A 17514-nucleotide genomic window follows, 5' to 3' on the forward strand; every position below is an offset into this window, starting at 1 on the left:
GTCCCACGCGCGTATCGCGCTAATTAATCACACCGCCAGGAGGGTTGGATCCCCGTGATTGTCACCGTTCAGTCCCAAGTTCAACTGTCCGGAGGCGAGTCGGGGGCCGCTCGGTACGTGCCCCTATGTCGGGCTACTTCACCGCCGTGCCCGCTTTCCACCGCTTCCAGCCCATGTTCCATCCGCCTAGGCCGTTGTCGGGGGCGACCTTCTTGTCCTTGCTGTGGACGACCTCGACGACGTCACCGATGAGGCTGCGGTCGAAGAACCAGCCCGCGGGAGTCCGTGAACTGCCGCCCTTGACGTCCCGCAGGCCTACGCAGCCGTGGCTGACGTTGGTGTTGCCGAAGGAGTCCGGCGCCCAGTAGTTGCCGTGCAGGAAGGTGCCGGAGCCGGTGAGACGCATCGCGTGGGGGACGTCGGGGATGTCGTACTCGCCGCCGAAGCCGACCGTGCGGCTGTTCATCCGGGTCACCTCGAGCATCTCCGTGACGACCATTTTGCCGTTGTACGTCGTCGTCTTCGGCGCTCCCGCGGTGATCGGCACGGTGGCGAGGAGGTCACCGTCGCGGCGTACCTCCATGGTGTGCTCGGCGGCGTCGACGAGGCTCACCTGGCTGCGCCCGACGGTGAAGGTGAACGTCTTGTACTGGAGCCCGTAGACGCCGGGCGCCCCTTCCACGTCCCGCAGCCGCAGCGCCACCGTCACCCTGGTCCCCGGCTTCCAGTACTTCTGAGGCCGGAAGTCGAGCCGGTCCCGGCCGAACCAGTGCGGGCGGATGTCCACCGCGGGCACGGCGCTCACCCGGATCGCCCGCTCGACGGCGGCCCGGTGCTCGATCTCCCGGTTGAACTCCAGGGAGACGATCATCCCGGTGCCGACCGTGGAGCGGTTCTCCGGCGTCACGTACCCGACGAACCGCTCGTCCGGTACCGCCGTCCGGAACGTCGTGTGCCGGGCGGAGCGGCGTCCGTGGCCGTCCAGCGCCACCACGTCCACCGTGTACGTGGCGGCGAGGGCCAGTCTCCGGTCCGCGGGGCGCCAGGACAGGCCGTCGTCCGCGATGCGGCCGGGCACCTCGAACTCCTGTGCGTCCTGGGACTTGACCACCTTCACCGACTCCAGACGCCCGCTCGGCACCCGTACCCTCAGCTCCTCCCCCGGCCGCACCCCCTTGCGGCCGTCGTCCGGCGAGATCCGGATCACGTCCTCGGGTGAACGGGGTTTGCCGAGCACCTCGTCCATCCCGTTCGAGGTGCAGCCGGTGGCGGCGGCCAGCAGGGCCGCCCAGGTCAGTACGGCGGCCAGCACGGCCCCGGCGCGTCGCGCGCGTGTCTGTACGTGGATCACGACGGCCCAACGACCATGCCCCTCCGGGGGAAACGTGAGTGCGACCCAAGCTGTGGGCAGAACAGTGGGGAGGACGACGCGACGGGGAACCGCGGCCGGGACGCCACGGGCCCCTTTTCTTGTCGCTCCCCATCGAGCCGCAGGAGGCTGACCGGTGTCGAGCGCACCCGAGCAGGAGGCAGTCCAGGAAGGACATGCCGCGGGCGGCGGGCTGCCCACGCAGTCCGCCCTTCCGAGGAACGGCACACCGCGCGCGGCGCCCGTCGTGCCCGTGTGGCCGGGTACCCCGACTCCGCTCGGGGCACGCTTCAGGGTCGGCCCCGACGGCGTGCCGGGCACCAACTTCGCGCTGTGGGCGGGCGGCGCCGAGGCCGTGGACCTGTGCCTCTTCGACGAGCCGGGCGGCGGGGCGGCCGAGACCCGCGTCAAGCTCACCGAACTGACGCACGAGATCTGGCACGGCTTCGTCCCCGGCGTCTTCCCCGGCCGCCGGTACGGCTACCGGGTGCACGGCCGCTGGGACCCGTGGACCGGCGCCCGCTGGAACCCGGCGAAGCTCCTCCTCGACCCGTACGCGCGCGCCGTGGACGGCGACTTCAGCCTGCCGCCCGAGGTGTACGGGCACGTCCGCGACTGGCCCCAGCAGCACGTCGCGGACACGGTGCGCGACGACCGCGACTCGGCCCCCCACGTCCCCAAGGGGGTCGTCGTGCACGACGACGACGACTGGGCGGACGACCACCGGCCCAAGACGCCGTGGTCGGACTCGGTGATCTACGAGCTGCACGTACGGGGCTTCACCCGGCTGCACCCGGACATCCCGCAGGACCTGCGCGGCACGTACGCGGGCCTGGCGCACCCGGCGGCGATCGCACACCTGACGGCGCTCGGGGTGACGGCCGTGGAGCTGCTGCCCGTGCACCAGTTCGCGCACGAGGACCACCTGCTGCGCCGGGGCCTGCGCAACCACTGGGGCTACAACTCCATCGGTTACTTCGCCCCGCACGCGGCCTACTCCGCGACCGGGACCAGGGGCGAGCAGGTCGGCGAGTTCAAGCGGATGGTGCGGGCGCTGCACGCGGCCGGCATCGAGGTCATCCTCGACGTGGTCTACAACCACACGGCGGAGGCGGGCGAGCTCGGCCCGATGCTGTCGCTGCGCGGCATCGACAACCGGGGCTACTACCGGCTCCAGTCCGACGCCCGCCGGTACGCGGACTACACGGGCTGCGGCAACACCCTGCACGTGGTGCAGCCGCACGTCCTGCGGCTGATCACCGACTCGCTCCGCTACTGGGTGACGGAGATGGGGGTGGACGGCTTCCGCTTCGACCTGGCGGCGGCGCTGGCCCGCTCCATGCACGACGTCGACATGCTGTCCCCGTTCCTCGCCGTCATCGCGCAGGACCCGGTGCTGCGGCGGGTGAAGCTGATCGCGGAGCCGTGGGACGTGGGCTCGGGGGGATACCAGGTGGGTTCCTTCCCGCCGCTGTGGACGGAGTGGAACGACCGGTACCGCAACGCGGTGCGGGACTTCTGGCGCGGGGCCCTGCCGGACGTGCGGGACCTGGGGTACCGGCTGTCGGGGTCGAGCGACCTGTACGCCTGGGGCGGCCGGCGCCCGTACGCGTCCGTGAACTTCGTGACGGCCCACGACGGTTTCACCCTCCGGGACCTGGTCTCGTACGAGCGCAAGCACAACGAGGCCAACGGGGAGGGCAACCGGGACGGCACCGACGACAACCGCGCCTGGAACTGCGGGGTCGAGGGCGAGACGGACGAGGAGAGCGTCCTGGCCCTGCGGCGGCGCCAGTTGCGCAACCTCCTGACGACGCTGCTGCTGTCCACGGGGGTGCCGATGCTGGTCGCGGGCGACGAGTTCGGGCGGACGCAGCGGGGCAACAACAACGCGTACTGCCAGGACAACGAGATCAGCTGGGTCGACTGGTCACAGCTGGCGGATCCCGGGTGGCGGGCCCTGTTCGACCTGACGTCCCGGCTGATCGCCCTGCGGCACGAGCACCCGGTGCTGCGGACACGGGCCTTCTTCTCCGGGCGGGCGCACTCCGTCGACGGACTCCGGGACCTGGCCTGGTTCACCGCGCGCGGCACCGAGATGACGGAGCGGGACTGGTACGCGCCGGCCGCGACGCTCGGGATGTACCTGTCCGGGCGGGACATACCGGGGCGGGACGCCCGGGGAGCGCCCGTCGTCGACGACAGCTTCCTCGCGGTGCTGCACGCCGGGGACCGGCCGACGGCCTTCGTCCTGCCGGAGCCGCCGTGGGCCGCGGAGTACGAGGTCGTCGTGGACACCTCCCGGGAGGAGCAGCAGGAGGCACCGGGGGTGTTGCTCCCGGCCGGGACGACGGTCACGGTGCCGGCCCGTACGGTGCTGCTGCTGCGCGTCGCGGGGTGAGGGGCCACGGCACCGGCGCCCCGCCCGCGAGGGCGCCGGAGAGTCTCCGTCCGGGACCGCGGGACCGTCCCGGGTCCGGCCAAAACTCGGTGGGCTGTGTCAGTGGCGATCCGTAGGCTCGCCCCTGATGGCCACGACAGATGCAACGACCAAGGATCACCACGACCCCGTCGCGGGGCCCGGGCGGGCCGACGCCCGGGACGGCGGTGACACGAGCGACCACCCGGGCCGCGGCGGCTCCACCGTGCGCAGTCTGCTGCGCCTGTGGCCCTACGTCCGGCCCGTGCGGGCGCGGCTGTTCGGCGCGGCGGGCGTCGCGGTCGTCGCCTCCTGCACGGGGCTGGTGTTTCCGCTCGTCCTGAAGTGGCTGGTGGACGGGCCGGTCGCCGACGGGGATCCGCGCGGGGTGTGGCTCGGGGCGCTGTACCTGCTGCTGCTCGGGTTCGCCGAGGCGCTGCTGTTCGGAGTGCGCCGCTGGATGGTGGCGCGGCCGCTGGCGGGCGTCGAGGCGGCGATGCGCGCGGATCTCTACCGGCACCTCCAGCGGCTTCCGGTCGCCTTCCACGACCGCTGGGCCTCGGGGCAGTTACTGTCCCGCGGCACCACGGATCTGATGCTGCTGCGCATGTTCCTGGCGTTCCCGCTGACCTTCCTGCTGGTCAACGGTGTGACCATCCTCGCGGGCATGACCATCATGCTGCTCCAGCAGTGGAGCCTCGGGCTGGTGCTGCTGGGCCCGGTCCTGCCGGTGGTGGTGGTCTGCTGGTTCTTCGAGCGGCGGTACTCGGAGGTGGCCCGGCAGGCCCAGGACCAGGTGGGCGACCTGACGACGGTCGTCGAGGAGAGCGTCCTCGGCATCCGCATCATCAAGGGCTTCGGGCGCCATCGCAGCCAGGCCCGCGCGTTCCAAGAGCTGTCGCAGAGCCTGCGCGGCACGGAACTGGCCAAGGCCCGGCTGCTGGCCGCCATCTGGGCCGTCATCGTGACCCTGCCCGAACTCGCCATCGGCGCCGCCCTGGTGCTCGGCACGGTCCAGGTCGCCGACGGGGAGCTCTCCGCCGGCACGCTGGTCGCCTTCCTGTCGACGGCTCTCGCCCTGCGCTGGCCCGTCGACTCGATCGGCTTCCTGCTGGCGATGAGCCAGGAGGCGGCGACGGCGACGCAGCGGTATTTCGAGGTGATGGACTCCCCACCGGAGTCGGCCGACGCGGTCCCGGGTGACGCGCGGCGCGGGGACGCGGGTGCGGGGACCGGGGGCGCCGGCGCGGGTGCCGGCGGTCCGGGCGGCGGCGCGGGTGCCGACGGTTCCGATGCCGCCGATCTGAGTACCGCTCCCGACGCGGGTGCCGCCCCCGGCGCAGGCGCCACTTCCGGCGCAGGTGTCACTCCTGGCGCGGGTGCCGCTCCCGGCGCGGGTGTCGCTCCCGGCGCGGGTGTCGTCCGCGCCGAGGCCTCAATCGGTGCGCGTGCCGCCGGCGGACTGCGGTTCCACAGCGTGCGGTTCCGCTACCCGGACGCCCCGGCGGACGCGGCCCCCGTCCTCGACCGCGTCGACCTGCACATCCGCCCCGGCGAGACGATGGCCCTCGTCGGCGCGACCGGGTCGGGCAAGACCACCCTCACGGCTCTCATCCCCCGGCTGCACGAGGTGACGTCGGGCCGCATCACGCTGGACGGCGAGGACATCACGCGGATGCCCCGGGCGACGCTGCGTGAACTCGTCGCCGTGGCCTTCGAGGAGCCCACCCTCTTCTCGGCCGGCGTCGGCGAGAACGTCCTGATGGGCGCCGGGGACACCGCGGGCGGGGTGGAGCTGGACCGCGCCCTGGCCGTCGCGCAGGCCGACTTCGTCCACGACCTCCCGCAGGGCACCGGCACCCAGGTCGGCGAGCAGGGCCTGAGTCTGTCCGGCGGCCAGCGCCAGCGGCTCGCCCTGGCGCGTGCGGTCGTCGGCAACCCCCGCTTCCTCGTCCTGGACGACCCGCTGTCGGCGCTGGACGTCCACACGGAGGCCGCCGTCGAGGCGGCCCTGCGCCGCGTGCTGGCCGGCACGACGGCGCTGGTCGTCGCGCACCGCCCGTCCACGGTGCTGCTCGCCGACCGGGTGGCCCTGCTCTCCGGGGGCCGGGTCGCCGCGGTCGGCACCCACCACGAACTGCTGCGCTCGAACGCCGAGTACGCCTGGCTGATGTCGGGCGCCGAGAGCACCGACGCCGCTGCCGGGGCGGCACACGGCACCCACGCCGGAGCCGCGGCCGGCCACGGCGGCACCCGCACCGAGGAGGACCACCGATGACGGCGCCCACGACCACCGCGCCGGACAAGGACCCGGACCGGGACCCGGACCGAGACCCGGACCGGGACCCGGACCGAGATCCGGACCGGGAGTCGGCCGGGAAGCAGAGGCGGCCGGGGCGGGAACCCGCCGGGCCCGGCGATCCCTTCGACCGCGACGTCCTGCCCACTCCCCCGGGCGCGACCGCCGCGCTGCTGCGCTCACTCCTCGCCCCGCTGAAGGCCCGGGTCGTCGTGGCGACGGTCCTGCTGCTGGTCCAGCAGGCGGCGGTGCAGCTGGGTCCGCTGCTCGTCGCGTACGCCATCGACCGTGCCGTACCGGCGCTCCGGCGCGACGACCACGGACCGCTGATCGCCGTGGCGGTCGCGTACCTGCTGTGCTCGGTCGTCTCCGGTGCGCTGCAGTACGCGTTCATCTCAGCGTCCGCCCGGGTCAACCAGGATGTGCTGCTGGACCTGCGCGGCCGCATCTTCCGGCACGCGCAGGCCCTCAGCATCGACTTCCACGAGCGCTACACGTCGGGCCGGCTGATCTCCCGCTCCACGACGGACGTCGAGTCCCTGCGGGAGCTGCTCAGCGAGGGTTTGCAGGAACTCGTCATGGTCATCCTGTCCTTCGTCTACATCTCGGCGATGCTGCTCTGGCTCGACCTCGGTCTCGGCGCGCTGGCGGTGGCCTCCTTCGTGCCGCTGTACCTCCTGGTACGGCTCTATCAGCGCCGCGCGGGCCGGGTGTACCGCGTGCGGTCGACCGCTATCGCCGCCGTCATCGTGAAGTTCACGGAGACGATGAACGGGATCCGGCCAGTGCGCGCCTTCCGCCGCGAGGCGGCCAACGACGCGGAGTTCCGCGTCCTGAACGAGCGCCACGAGCGGACGAACGGCGACGCCCTGCTGGAGATGGCCCGCTATGTCACCGGCTCGCGCCTGATCGCCAACACGGCGGTCGCGGGGATGGTGCTGTGGGGCGCGTACCGGGTGGCGTCCGGCTCCCTGGAGCTCGGCGTGCTGGCCGCGGCGGTGCTCTATCTGCGCCGCCTGTACGACCCCATCGACCGGCTCGGCATGTTCCTCAACTCCTACCAGTCGGCCGCGGCCTCGCTGGAGAAGATCGCGGGTCTGCTCTCCCAGACGCCCGCGGTGCCGGAGCCCTCGACGCCCCGGCACCTGCCGGAGTCCGGGTCGGAGCACCCGGGCCGCGAGGTCGTCTTCGAGGGCGTCCGCTTCGCCTACCGCACCGGCGGCGAGGTGCTGCCCCGCTTCGACCTCACGCTGCCGGCCGGGCAGACGGTGGCCGTGGTCGGCTCCACCGGCGCCGGCAAGTCCACCCTGGCCAAGCTGCTGGCCCGCTTCTACGACCCGACCGAGGGGCGGGTCCTGCTGGACGGCGTCGACCTGCGCGACCTGCCGAACGCCGAACTGCGGCGCGGGGTGGTGATGGTGACCCAGGAGGCGTTCCTGTTCTCCGGCACGGTCGCCGAGAACATCGCCATCGGCCGCCCGGACGCTCCCCGTGAGGAGATCGAGCGGGCCGCGAAGGCGATCGGCGCGCACGACTTCATCAGCGCGCTGCCCGACGGCTACGACACGGACGTACGCAAGCGGGGCGGCCGCATCTCGGCCGGCCAGCGCCAACTGGTGGCGTTCGCGCGGGCGCTGCTCGCCGACCCGGCCGTACTGATCCTGGACGAGGCGACCAGCTCGCTGGACGTCCCCGGCGAACGGGCGGTGCAGCGCGCGATGTCGACCGTCCTGCACGGCCGCACGGCCGTCGTCATCGCGCACCGCCTCTCCACGGTGGAGATCGCCGACCGGGTCCTGGTGATGGAACACGGCCGGGTCGTCGAGGACGGCACGCCGGGTCAGCTCATCGTGGACACCGGCAGGTTCGCCGATCTCCACCGGGCATGGCAGGACAGTCTGGCCTGACCGAACGACCAGTTCGTATACCGAACATGACCACCCGGACAACGAACGGTTTCCGGCCAACTTCTTGATGCGCCCCTGACAGACAGGGCAATCTGCTGCCACTCTTCCCACGGCCGCTCCACAGCAACCTCACAGCATCCCGGCTGTGCGGCGGCGCAACCTCCTTGCACCTGGTTCCGCGTACCGCCCTGTTCTGCCCGGACGGGTCATCCATCGTCCGGTCTCCCCTGGCCGTGCGACCCGCGGCCATGCAGAAGGAGTCAGTGTTGAGAAGCAGCACCTCCCACAGACGCACCTCCCACACCGCACGCCGTAGGGCCACCGCCGCCGCACTCGTCGGCGTCACCGCCCTGCTCACGGCGGCCGTCCAGTCGGGCGCCGCGAGCGCCGCCCCCGAGAAGGCACCGGCCGGGAAGATCAACCCCGGCTCCGTCGCCGTGCAGCTCACGCCCTCGCAGCGCGCCGAGCTGATACGCGACGCCAACGCCGCCAAGGCGGACACCGCCGAGGACCTGGGCCTCGGGGCGAAGGAGAAGCTCGTCGCCCGTGACGTCGTCAAGGACAAGGACGGCACGGTCCACACCCGCTACGAGCGCACCTACGCCGGGCTCCCGGTGCTCGGCGGCGACCTGGTGGTCGACACCGCCAGGTCCGGGAAGACCGAGGGAGTCGTCAGGGCGACGAAGGCCACGATCAAGGTCGCCACGCTCACCCCGGCCGTCACCGCCGCCAAGGCCGAGAAGCAGGCCGTGAAGGCCGCGCAGAGCGCCGGCTCCGAGAAGACCGAGGCCGACCGCGCGCCCCGCAAGGTGATCTGGGCGGCGAACGGCAAGCCGGCTCTGGCGTACGAGACGGTCGTCGGCGGCCTCCAGGAGGACGGGACGCCGAACCAGCTGCACGTCATCACCGACGCGGCCACCGGCAAGAAGCTGTACGAGTACCAGGGCGTCCACAACGGCACCGGCAACACCCAGTACAGCGGTACGGTGCCGCTGACCACCACGCTCTCGGGCTCCACGTACACGCTGAACGACGGCGCGCGCGGCGGCCACAAGACGTACAACCTGAACCGCGGCACGTCCGGCACGGGCACGCTGTTCTCGCAGACCAGCGACACCTGGGGCAACGGCACCACGTCGAACGCGGCCACCGCGGGCGCGGACGCGCACTACGGCGCCGCCACCACGTGGGACTTCTACAAGAACACCTTCAACCGCAGCGGCATCAAGAACAACGGGGTCGGCGCCTACTCCCGCGTCCACTACGGCAACGCGTACGTCAACGCGTTCTGGGACGACAGCTGCTTCTGCATGACCTACGGCGACGGCTCGGGCAACGCCAAGCCGCTGACGTCCCTGGACGTGGCCGGCCACGAGATGAGCCACGGCGTCACCTCCAACACCGCGGGACTCAACTACAGCGGCGAGTCCGGCGGCCTGAACGAGGCGACCTCCGACATCTTCGGCACCGGCGTCGAGTTCTACGCGGCCAACTCCTCCGACGTGGGCGACTACCTCATCGGCGAGAAGATCGACATCAACGGCAACGGCACGCCGCTGCGCTACCAGGACAAGCCGAGCAAGGACGGCGCGTCCAAGGACAACTGGTACTCGGGGATCGGCTCGGTCGACGTGCACTACTCGTCGGGCCCCGCGAACCACTTCTTCTACCTGCTGTCCGAGGGCAGCGGCGCCAAGGTGATCAACGGCGTCAGCTACAACTCGCCGACCGCCGACGGCCTCCCGGTCACCGGGATCGGTCGCGACAAGGCGCTGCAGATCTGGTACCGGGCGCTCACCACCAAGTTCACCTCGACCACGAACTACGCGGCGGCCCGCACCGGCACGCTCGCGGCGACGGGTGAGCTGTACGGCACGACGGGCGCCGAGTACAAGGCGGTGCAGGACGCGTGGGCGGCCGTGGCCGTCGGTGCGCGGTCCGGCGGCGGAGGCGGTGGCGGTACGTCGTTCGAGAACACGGCCGACGTATCGATTCCGGACAACGGCGCGGCCGTGACGTCCTCGGTCACCGTCTCCGGGCGGGCGGGCAACGCCCCGTCGAACCTGGCGGTCGCCGTGGACATCGTGCACACCTGGCGCGGTGACCTCGTCGTCGACCTGGTGGCCCCGGACGGCACCGCGTACCGCCTGAAGAACTTCAGCTCGTCCGACTCGGCGGACAACGTGAACACCACGTACACGGTCGACGCGTCCTCCGAAGTCGCCAACGGTACCTGGCAGTTGAAGGTCCAGGACCAGGCGGCGCAGGACACCGGCTACATCAACAGCTGGAAGCTCACCTTCCCGTAGACCGCCCCCGCGGTCACGCACGGAACAGGGCGCCGTCCCGGTGGTTCGAGCCACCGGGGCGGCGCCCTCTTTTACCCTGCCGTGACCCAGGCTTGGGTGCCTCTTGAGCATGATCGATTCCGCATTGCGTACAGCGATATTCACTCAACGAACGCTTTCCGGCCAAGCTTTGCTTGCCCTCATGACATGTACGCGCCCCGGATGGCACGCTTCCACCGCACGGCACTCCCGCACCGCACCTTCCCCTCCGCACGGCTACCCCAGACCGTGCGGTCGGCCCCCACACAAGGAGCTTGCGTGACCCCCCTCTACGCGCGTCACAAGCGGACCACTCTTGCCATCGCGACCGCCGTCGCGGCCGGAGCCCTCCTCACCACCGGTATGACCACCGGTGCGTCCGCACAGACGCCCGCCTCATCCACCGGCGCGTCCGACCCGGCCGCCGCCCCGGTCCAGCTGTCCCCGGCGGCCCGTACGACCCTGATCAGGGACGCCCAGGCCGACGTCACCGAGACGGCCGACGAGATAGGTCTCGGCGCCAAGGAGAAGCTCGTCGTCAGAGACGTCGTCAAGGACGCGGACGGCACGGTCCACACCCGCTACGAGCGCACCTACGAAGGACTCCCGGTCCTCGGCGGCGACCTCGTCGTCCACGAGACGAAGGCCGGCAAGACCCAGGGCGTCACCAAGGCGACCAAGGCGGCCATCAAGGTGGCCTCCCTGAAGCCCGCCGTGACCGCCCAGAAGGCCGAGAAGCAGGCCGTGAAGGCCGCGCAGAGCGCGGGCTCGGAGAAGACCGGGGCCGACCGCGCGCCCCGCAAGGTGATCTGGGCGGCCAACGGCAAGCCGGTCCTCGCCTACGAGACGGTCGTCGGCGGCCTCCAGGACGACGGCACCCCGAACGAGCTGCACGTCGTCACCGACGCGGCCACCGGCAAGAAGCTCTACGAGTACCAGGGCATCGAGACCGGCACCGGCAAGAGCCTGTACGCAGGCACCGTCCCGCTCACCACCACCAAGTCGGGCACGACGTACCAGCTGTACGACACCACCCGCGGCGGCCACAAGACGTACAACCTCAAGCACGGCACGTCCGGCACCGGCACGCTGTTCACCGACGCCGACGACGTCTGGGGCACGGGCACCGCCTCCAGCTCCACCGCCGACCAGACCGCCGCCGTCGACGCCGCCTACGGCGCCCAGGTGACCTGGGACTTCTACAAGAACACCTTCAACCGCAGCGGCATCAAGAACAACGGCGTCGCCGCCTACTCCCGCGTCCACTACGGCAACGCGTACGTCAACGCGTTCTGGGACGACAGCTGCTTCTGCATGACCTACGGCGACGGCTCGGGCAACACCCACCCGCTGACGTCCCTGGACGTGGCCGGCCACGAGATGAGCCACGGCGTCACCTCCAACACCGCGGGCCTGAACTACTCGGGCGAGTCCGGCGGCCTGAACGAGGCGACCTCCGACATCTTCGGCACCGGCGTCGAGTTCTACGCGGCCAACTCCTCCGACGTGGGCGACTACCTCATCGGCGAAGAGATCAACATCAACGGTGACGGCACGCCGCTGCGCTACATGGACAAGCCCAGCAAGGACGGCGGTTCCGCCGACAACTGGTCCTCCACGGTCGGCAGCAAGGACGTCCACTACTCGTCCGGCGTCGCCAACCACTTCTTCTACCTGCTGTCCGAGGGCAGCGGCGCGAAGACGATCAACGGGGTGTCCTACAACTCCCCCACGTACAACGGCTCCACGGTCACCGGCATCGGCCGCGCCAAGGCCCTGCAGATCTGGTACAAGGCGCTGACGACCTACATGACGTCGACGACCAAGTACGCGGGCGCCCGCACCGCCACCCTGTCGGCGGCCTCGGCGCTGTACGGCTCCACCAGCACGGAGTACGCGGCCGTGAAGGCCGCCTGGACCGCGGTGAACGTCAGCTAGGGCCTGTCGTTTGGATCATGCCGGCGTCGCGGGGTCTGGCACGCACATCTGCGGCGTTGTCGTCGGTCGCCGACGCTCCGCGTCGACTCCCTCCTCCGCCTTGCAGCTGCACGCGCCAGACCCCGCTCGGGCCGGTCAGGACGAACCGTCGGTCACAGCCAGCCTGATCCAAACGACAGGCCCTAGTCCGCGTCCGACCCCACGGGGCGGCCCCCGGAGAGAAGGTTTCTCCGGGGGCCGCCCTACGCTGTCCCCCATGCCCTTCACCTACGAGGACGTGGGCGCGACCCGCGAGGACCGTTGCCCACCGGGCTTCCACCGACTGCATGTCCGAAACCGGATCGGCGAGGGCGAGGACGTCTTCCGCAGGGCGTGCCAGGCGCTGCTGACCTGGGAACTGCACCGTGCGGTCGGCGTCGCCATCACCACCGACGCCCGGACGGCGGCGCCCGGCGTCGACGTCACCGTCGGCCTCGGCCCGATCAGGGCCCCCTGCCGTGTCGTCTGGACGACCCAGGAACCCCGCCGGGCCGGCTGGGCCTACGGCACCCTGCCCGGTCACCCGGAGTGCGGCGAGGAGGCCTTCGTGGTGGACCGCACCGGCGACGGCACCGTCTGGCTGACGGTGACCGCCTTCAGCCGCCCCGCCAAGTGGTACGCCCGGGCGGGCGGCCCGGCGACACGCGGTCTCCAGCACGCCTACGCACAGCGCTGCGGGGTCGTCCTGCGCCGGCTGTGCGCGGGGCTGGAGGACTAGGGCCTGTCCCGACGGGGTCGGTCCGTGCCCCGCCCGCTCCGGCGGGGCACGGTCCCGGTCACCGCAGCAGGACGCCCGCTCCCTCGCCGGTCTCCTCCGACGGGACGGCCACCAGGCCCAGTTCCGCGCCCGACGCCAGCAGACGGTGCGCCGGCAGGATGCGGACCGTGTAGCCGAACGGCCCGGTGCGGTCCAGGGACAGCGGGCCCTCGTAGACCCAGCGGCCCTCCATGTCCGGGCCGCCCGCCGGCTTGAGGGGGACCGTCGCCGCGTCCGCGATGCGGTCCTGCGCGTCCACCCGCCCGGCGACCGCCTGCACCTCCACGTCGTCGGGGGCGAGGTCGGCGAGGTCCACGCGGACGCGCAGGCTGAGCGTCGTGTTGAGTTCGGCGGTGGTGGTCTCCGCCGAGGCCTCCACATGGTCCACCGCGACCCGCGGCCAGGCCGCCCGCACCCGGGACTTCCAGCCCGCCAGTTCCCGCGCGGCCTCCGGCGTCGCCGCGCGGTGGGCGCGGGCCGCCGGGGTGTACAGGCGCTCCACGTACTCGCGGACCATGCGGCCCGCCAGCACCTTGGGGCCCAGGTGGGTCAGGGTCTGGCGGACCATCTCGATCCAGCGGTCGGGCAGGCCGCCCTCGCCCCGGTCGTAGAAGCGCGGTGCCACCCGCTGTTCGAGGAGGTCGTAGAGCGCGGAGGCCTCCAGTTCGTCTCGGCGGTCGTCGTCCGTCGCCGTGCCGTCCGCCGTCGGGATCGCCCAGCCGAAGTCCGGCCGGAACCATTCGTCCCACCAGCCGTCCAGCACCGACAGGTTGAGGCAGCCGTTCAGCGCGGCCTTCATGCCGCTCGTGCCGCAGGCCTCCAGCGGGCGCAGCGGGTTGTTCAGCCAGATGTCGCAGCCCGGGTAGAGCTTCTGCGCCATCCCCATGCCGTAGTCGGGCAGGAACACGATGCGGTGACGCACCCGCGGATCGTCGGCGAAGCGCACCAGTTCCTGGATCAGCCGCTTGCCGCCGTCGTCCGCGGGGTGCGCCTTGCCCGCGACGACGATCTGGATCGGGCGCTCGGGATGCAGGAGCAGGTCCAGGAGCCGGTCCCGGTCCCGCAGCATCAGCGTCAGACGCTTGTAGGAGGGGACGCGGCGGGCGAAGCCGATCGTCAGGACGTCGGGGTCGAGCACGCCGTCGATCCAGCCGAGTTCGGCCGTGCCCGCCCCGCGCTGCCGCCAGGAGGCGTACAGGCGCTGCCGCACCTCCGTGACGAGTTGCTCGCGCAGGACGCGGCGCAGGTCCCAGATCTCCTGGTCGGCGATGTCGGCGACCGAGTCCCAGCGGTCCGAGGCGCCGACCGTGAGCGCTTCCTCGGTGCGCTGCGCGCCGATCTGGCGGGCGCCGAGCCTCAGGACCTCGGGGGCCACCCAGGTCGGTGCGTGCACCCCGTTGGTCACCGAGGTGATCGGGACCTCCTCCGGGTCGAAGCCCGGCCACAGGCCGGAGAACATCTCCCGGCTGACCTGACCGTGCAGCAGGGACACGCCGTTGGCGCGCTGGCCGAGCCGCAGGCCCATCACGGCCATGTTGAAGAGGTTCGCCTCGCCGCCCGGGTAGGTCTCCATGCCCAGGGCGAGGATCCGCTGCACGTCGATGCGCGGCAGCTCGGCGTCGGGGCCGAAGTGGCGGGCCACCAGCTCCCGGTCGAAGCGGTCTATCCCGGCCGGGACGGGGGTGTGGGTGGTGAACACGGTGCCCGCGCGGACGGCTTCGAGGCCGGAGTCGAAGTCGAGCCCGGTGTCGCACAGTTCGGCGATGCGCTCCAGGCCGAGGAAGCCGGCGTGGCCCTCGTTCGTGTGGAAGACCTCGGGCTCGGCGTGGCCGGTGAGCCGGCAGTACGTCCGTACCGCGCGCACCCCTCCTATGCCGAGCAGCATCTCCTGCAGCAGGCGGTGTTCGCTGCCGCCGCCGTAGAGGCGGTCGGTCACGGCCCGTTCGCCGAGGTCGTTCTCCTCGACGTCCGAGTCCAGCATGAGCAGCGGGACGCGGCCGACCTGGGCCAGCCAGACGTGGGCCCGCAGCCGCCGGCCCCCGGGAAGGGCGAGGGACACCTGTGCCGGGGTGCCGTCGCTCTCGCGCAGCAGCACCAGCGGCAGCTCGTTGGGGTCCAGGACGGGGTAGTGCTCCTGCTGCCAGCCGTCCCGCGACAGGGACTGGCGGAAGTAGCCGTGCCGGTACAGCAGTCCCACCCCGATGAGCGGCACGCCGAGGTCGCTCGCGGCCTTCAGGTGGTCGCCGGCGAGGATGCCGAGGCCGCCGGAGTACTGGGGCAGGGCGGCGGTGATGCCGAACTCGGGCGAGAAATAGGCCACGGCTGCGGGCAGTTCGGCCGACTGCGCCTGGTACCAGCGGTCGCCGGTCACATAGGCGCGCAGGTCGTCGGAGACCGCGGCCAGTCTGCTCAGAAAGGGGCGGTCCTCGGCGAGCTCGGCGAGGCGCGCGGCCGACACGCACCCCAGCAGCCGTACGGGGTCGTTGCCCGACGCGGCCCATTGCGCGGGGTCCACGGACCGGAACAGGTCACGGGTCTCCGCATGCCATGACCAGCGCAGGTTGCGCGCCAGGTCGATGAGCGGGTGAAGGGCTTCGGGGAGTACGGGTCGGACGGTGAACCTGCGGATTGCCTTCACGAATTCCACCTTCACGGAGGACGTACGCGGCAGAGGGACGCACGTCGCTGTGCGCCCTTCGTCACCCACGACGGTAGCGGCGCGGGAGCCCTCGCAACTACGGCGCACGGCGGGACACGCGCCGGACCCCCGCGCCCACCGGCCGACTTCGGCGTGAATTCGCCGCAACCGTCGCGTGCGGCCGACTTGTGCCCTTGGGCCGGTTCCGCCCGCCTGTGCGCCCTTGTGGCACAGGGCCCCCCACGAGAGGGTGCCCTGTGACGCACCGGACAAAAGCGCCCCCGACGTGGTGCACCCCGGTCTCCGTGCGTCACGTCAGGAGGGGAACCCAGACATGCCGCGGACGCGCACCGGACGCCCGCGCCGGGTGGCGGGCCTCACCGCGGCTGTCGCGGTCGCGGTGCGTCCGGCCACCGTGCCGCCCGCGCACGCCGCTCCCGAGGGGCGGGTGACCGGCGCCGGGAGCCCGGCGCGGCCGACGGGAGCCACCTCGTCACGCTCGATGGGGGCACGGCGTCGTCGGCGGCCTGCCGCGACGTCACCGAGACGTACGGGGCGAAAATCAGCCACACATACCGCACTGCTCTCAATGGGTAAGCGGTACGGGCCGACGCGGCCGGGTTCCCCCTTCGGTGTCCGCCTCGGCCTGTTCGCCCCCGGCGCTCTCGTCCGGCGGGCGACGACCGGAAAGCCACCCGCGCGGAGGCCGGTTCACCGGACGGACTGCTCAGGACGAGCCGTTCGCAGGGGGCGCACGGAAGCACGCTCGGGACCGGCGCCCCGGGATCCGGCCGGCCCCGACCTGGTGCGGACAAGGTCTGACTTTTGTGCAGACATGGGCGCGAGGAGTTAACAACGCGCCGGATTGCACACCCGAATAGGGTGGGAAGGCTCCTCCGGGTAGGTCCGGAGGACCCGCCTCCCCACACTCTCATCCGCCCACCCACGTTGACGCGGACAGGAGCGGTCATGCCCGCCAAGCACCACACGTCGCCACCCCCGACGCCCAGCACCGTCGCACCCTCCATGAGCAGGGTCGATTCCGGTCCCCCGACGGCGGAGAAACCCTCCGCGGACCGCGCTGCCGGTGTGGGGCGCATCCCCGTCCTGGACGTCCGGCCACGGGTCCTGGAAGGACGGCGCCCCGCGAAGGCGGTGGTGCGCGAGCCGTTCGAGATATCGGCCACGGTCTTCCGTGAGGGCCACGACGCGGTCGCCGCGAATGTCGTCCTCACAAGTGCGGAGGGCCGCGAGGGCCCGTGGACCCCGATGCGCGAACTGGCCCCCGGCTCAGACCGCTGGGGCGCCACCGTGTCCGTACCGGCCGAGGGCCGCTGGACCTACGCCGTCGAGGCATGGAGCGATCCGGTGGCCACCTGGCGCCACCACGCGGGGATCAAGATCCCCGCGGGAATGGACACCGAGCTGGTCCTGGAGGAGGGGGCCCGCCTGTACGAACGGGCGGCCGCCGGCGTGCCGAAGAAGGCCGGCCGACGGGCCGTCCTCGCCGCGGCGGACGCGCTGCGGGACGGCGGGCGGCCCGCCGCGGCCCGGCTCGCCGCCGCGCTCACCCCCGAGGTGGACGAGGTCCTCGCCCGCCACCCGCTGCGGGAACTCGTCACGTCCTCCGAACCGCTGCCTCTCGTCGTGGAGCGCGAACGGGCGCTGTACGGCGCCTGGTACGAGTTCTTCCCGCGCTCCGAGGGCGCCGTGGTCCGTGCGGGCCGGCCGCCGGTGAGCGGGACCTTCCGCACCGCGGCCGAACGGCTGCCCGCGATCGCGGAGATGGGCTTCGACGTCGTCTACCTCCCGCCGATCCAC

9 protein-coding genes are annotated in these 17514 nt (G+C 72.0%); 7 read left to right on the top strand and 2 right to left on the bottom strand.

Annotated features, from left to right (window positions below):
• Positions 1-133 precede the first annotated feature (133 nt).
• On the bottom strand, positions 134-1351 hold the full coding sequence (locus AC069T_RS10045; RefSeq protein WP_478782260.1) for a L,D-transpeptidase: 1218 nt from the start codon (positions 1349-1351) through the stop codon (positions 134-136).
• A gap of 154 nt (positions 1352-1505) precedes the next feature.
• On the opposite strand from AC069T_RS10045, the gene glgX reads away from it, so the two are divergent.
• From glgX to AC069T_RS10075, 6 genes are all read left to right on the top strand, one after another.
• Positions 1506-3770, top strand: coding sequence for a glycogen debranching protein GlgX (glgX, locus tag AC069T_RS10050; protein WP_478782261.1), 2265 nt, complete (start codon positions 1506-1508; stop codon positions 3768-3770).
• A 127-nt stretch (positions 3771-3897) separates the two neighbouring features.
• Positions 3898-6066, top strand: a complete 2169-nt coding sequence (locus AC069T_RS10055) for an ABC transporter ATP-binding protein (protein ID WP_478782262.1) — start codon at positions 3898-3900, stop codon at positions 6064-6066.
• The gene (locus AC069T_RS10060; RefSeq protein ID WP_478782263.1) at positions 6063-7994 is read left to right on the top strand and encodes an ABC transporter ATP-binding protein; all 1932 of its coding nucleotides are present in this window, start codon (positions 6063-6065) and stop codon (positions 7992-7994) included. The genes AC069T_RS10055 and AC069T_RS10060 overlap by 4 nt, the downstream gene beginning before the upstream one ends.
• A gap of 266 nt (positions 7995-8260) precedes the next feature.
• Positions 8261-10303 carry a M4 family metallopeptidase gene (locus AC069T_RS10065; protein WP_478782264.1) on the top strand — a complete coding sequence of 681 codons (2043 nt, stop codon included), beginning with the start codon at positions 8261-8263 and terminating at the stop codon, positions 10301-10303.
• Between the two features lie 297 nt (positions 10304-10600).
• Entirely contained in the window at positions 10601-12259 is a 1659-nt protein-coding gene (locus AC069T_RS10070) for a M4 family metallopeptidase (RefSeq protein ID WP_478782265.1), read from the top strand.
• A 256-nt stretch (positions 12260-12515) separates the two neighbouring features.
• The gene (locus tag AC069T_RS10075) at positions 12516-13016 is read left to right on the top strand and encodes a DUF1990 family protein (RefSeq protein ID WP_478782266.1); all 501 of its coding nucleotides are present in this window, start codon (positions 12516-12518) and stop codon (positions 13014-13016) included.
• Positions 13017-13074: 58 nt separating this feature from the next.
• On the opposite strand, the gene glgP is transcribed toward AC069T_RS10075, so the two are convergent.
• Positions 13075-15693, bottom strand: a complete 2619-nt coding sequence (gene glgP, locus AC069T_RS10080; RefSeq protein ID WP_478782267.1) for an alpha-glucan family phosphorylase — start codon at positions 15691-15693, stop codon at positions 13075-13077.
• Positions 15694-16662: 969 nt separating this feature from the next.
• On the opposite strand from glgP, the gene AC069T_RS10085 reads away from it, so the two are divergent.
• A partial coding sequence (locus AC069T_RS10085) for a maltotransferase domain-containing protein (RefSeq protein ID WP_478782268.1) occupies positions 16663-17514 on the top strand: 852 nt, incomplete at its 3' end.

This window comes from Streptomyces sp. NPDC043867 (genome assembly GCF_056435845.1).

What these genes read in the sequence shown, in the direction of transcription:
- AC069T_RS10055 (WP_478782262.1), top strand. Translation starts at nt 3,898, where the DNA reads ATGGCCACGACAGATGCAACGACCAAGGATCACCACGACCCCGTCGCG.
- AC069T_RS10060 (WP_478782263.1), top strand. Translation starts at nt 6,063, where the DNA reads ATGACGGCGCCCACGACCACCGCGCCGGACAAGGACCCGGACCGGGAC.
- AC069T_RS10075 (WP_478782266.1), top strand. Translation starts at nt 12,516, where the DNA reads ATGCCCTTCACCTACGAGGACGTGGGCGCGACCCGCGAGGACCGTTGC.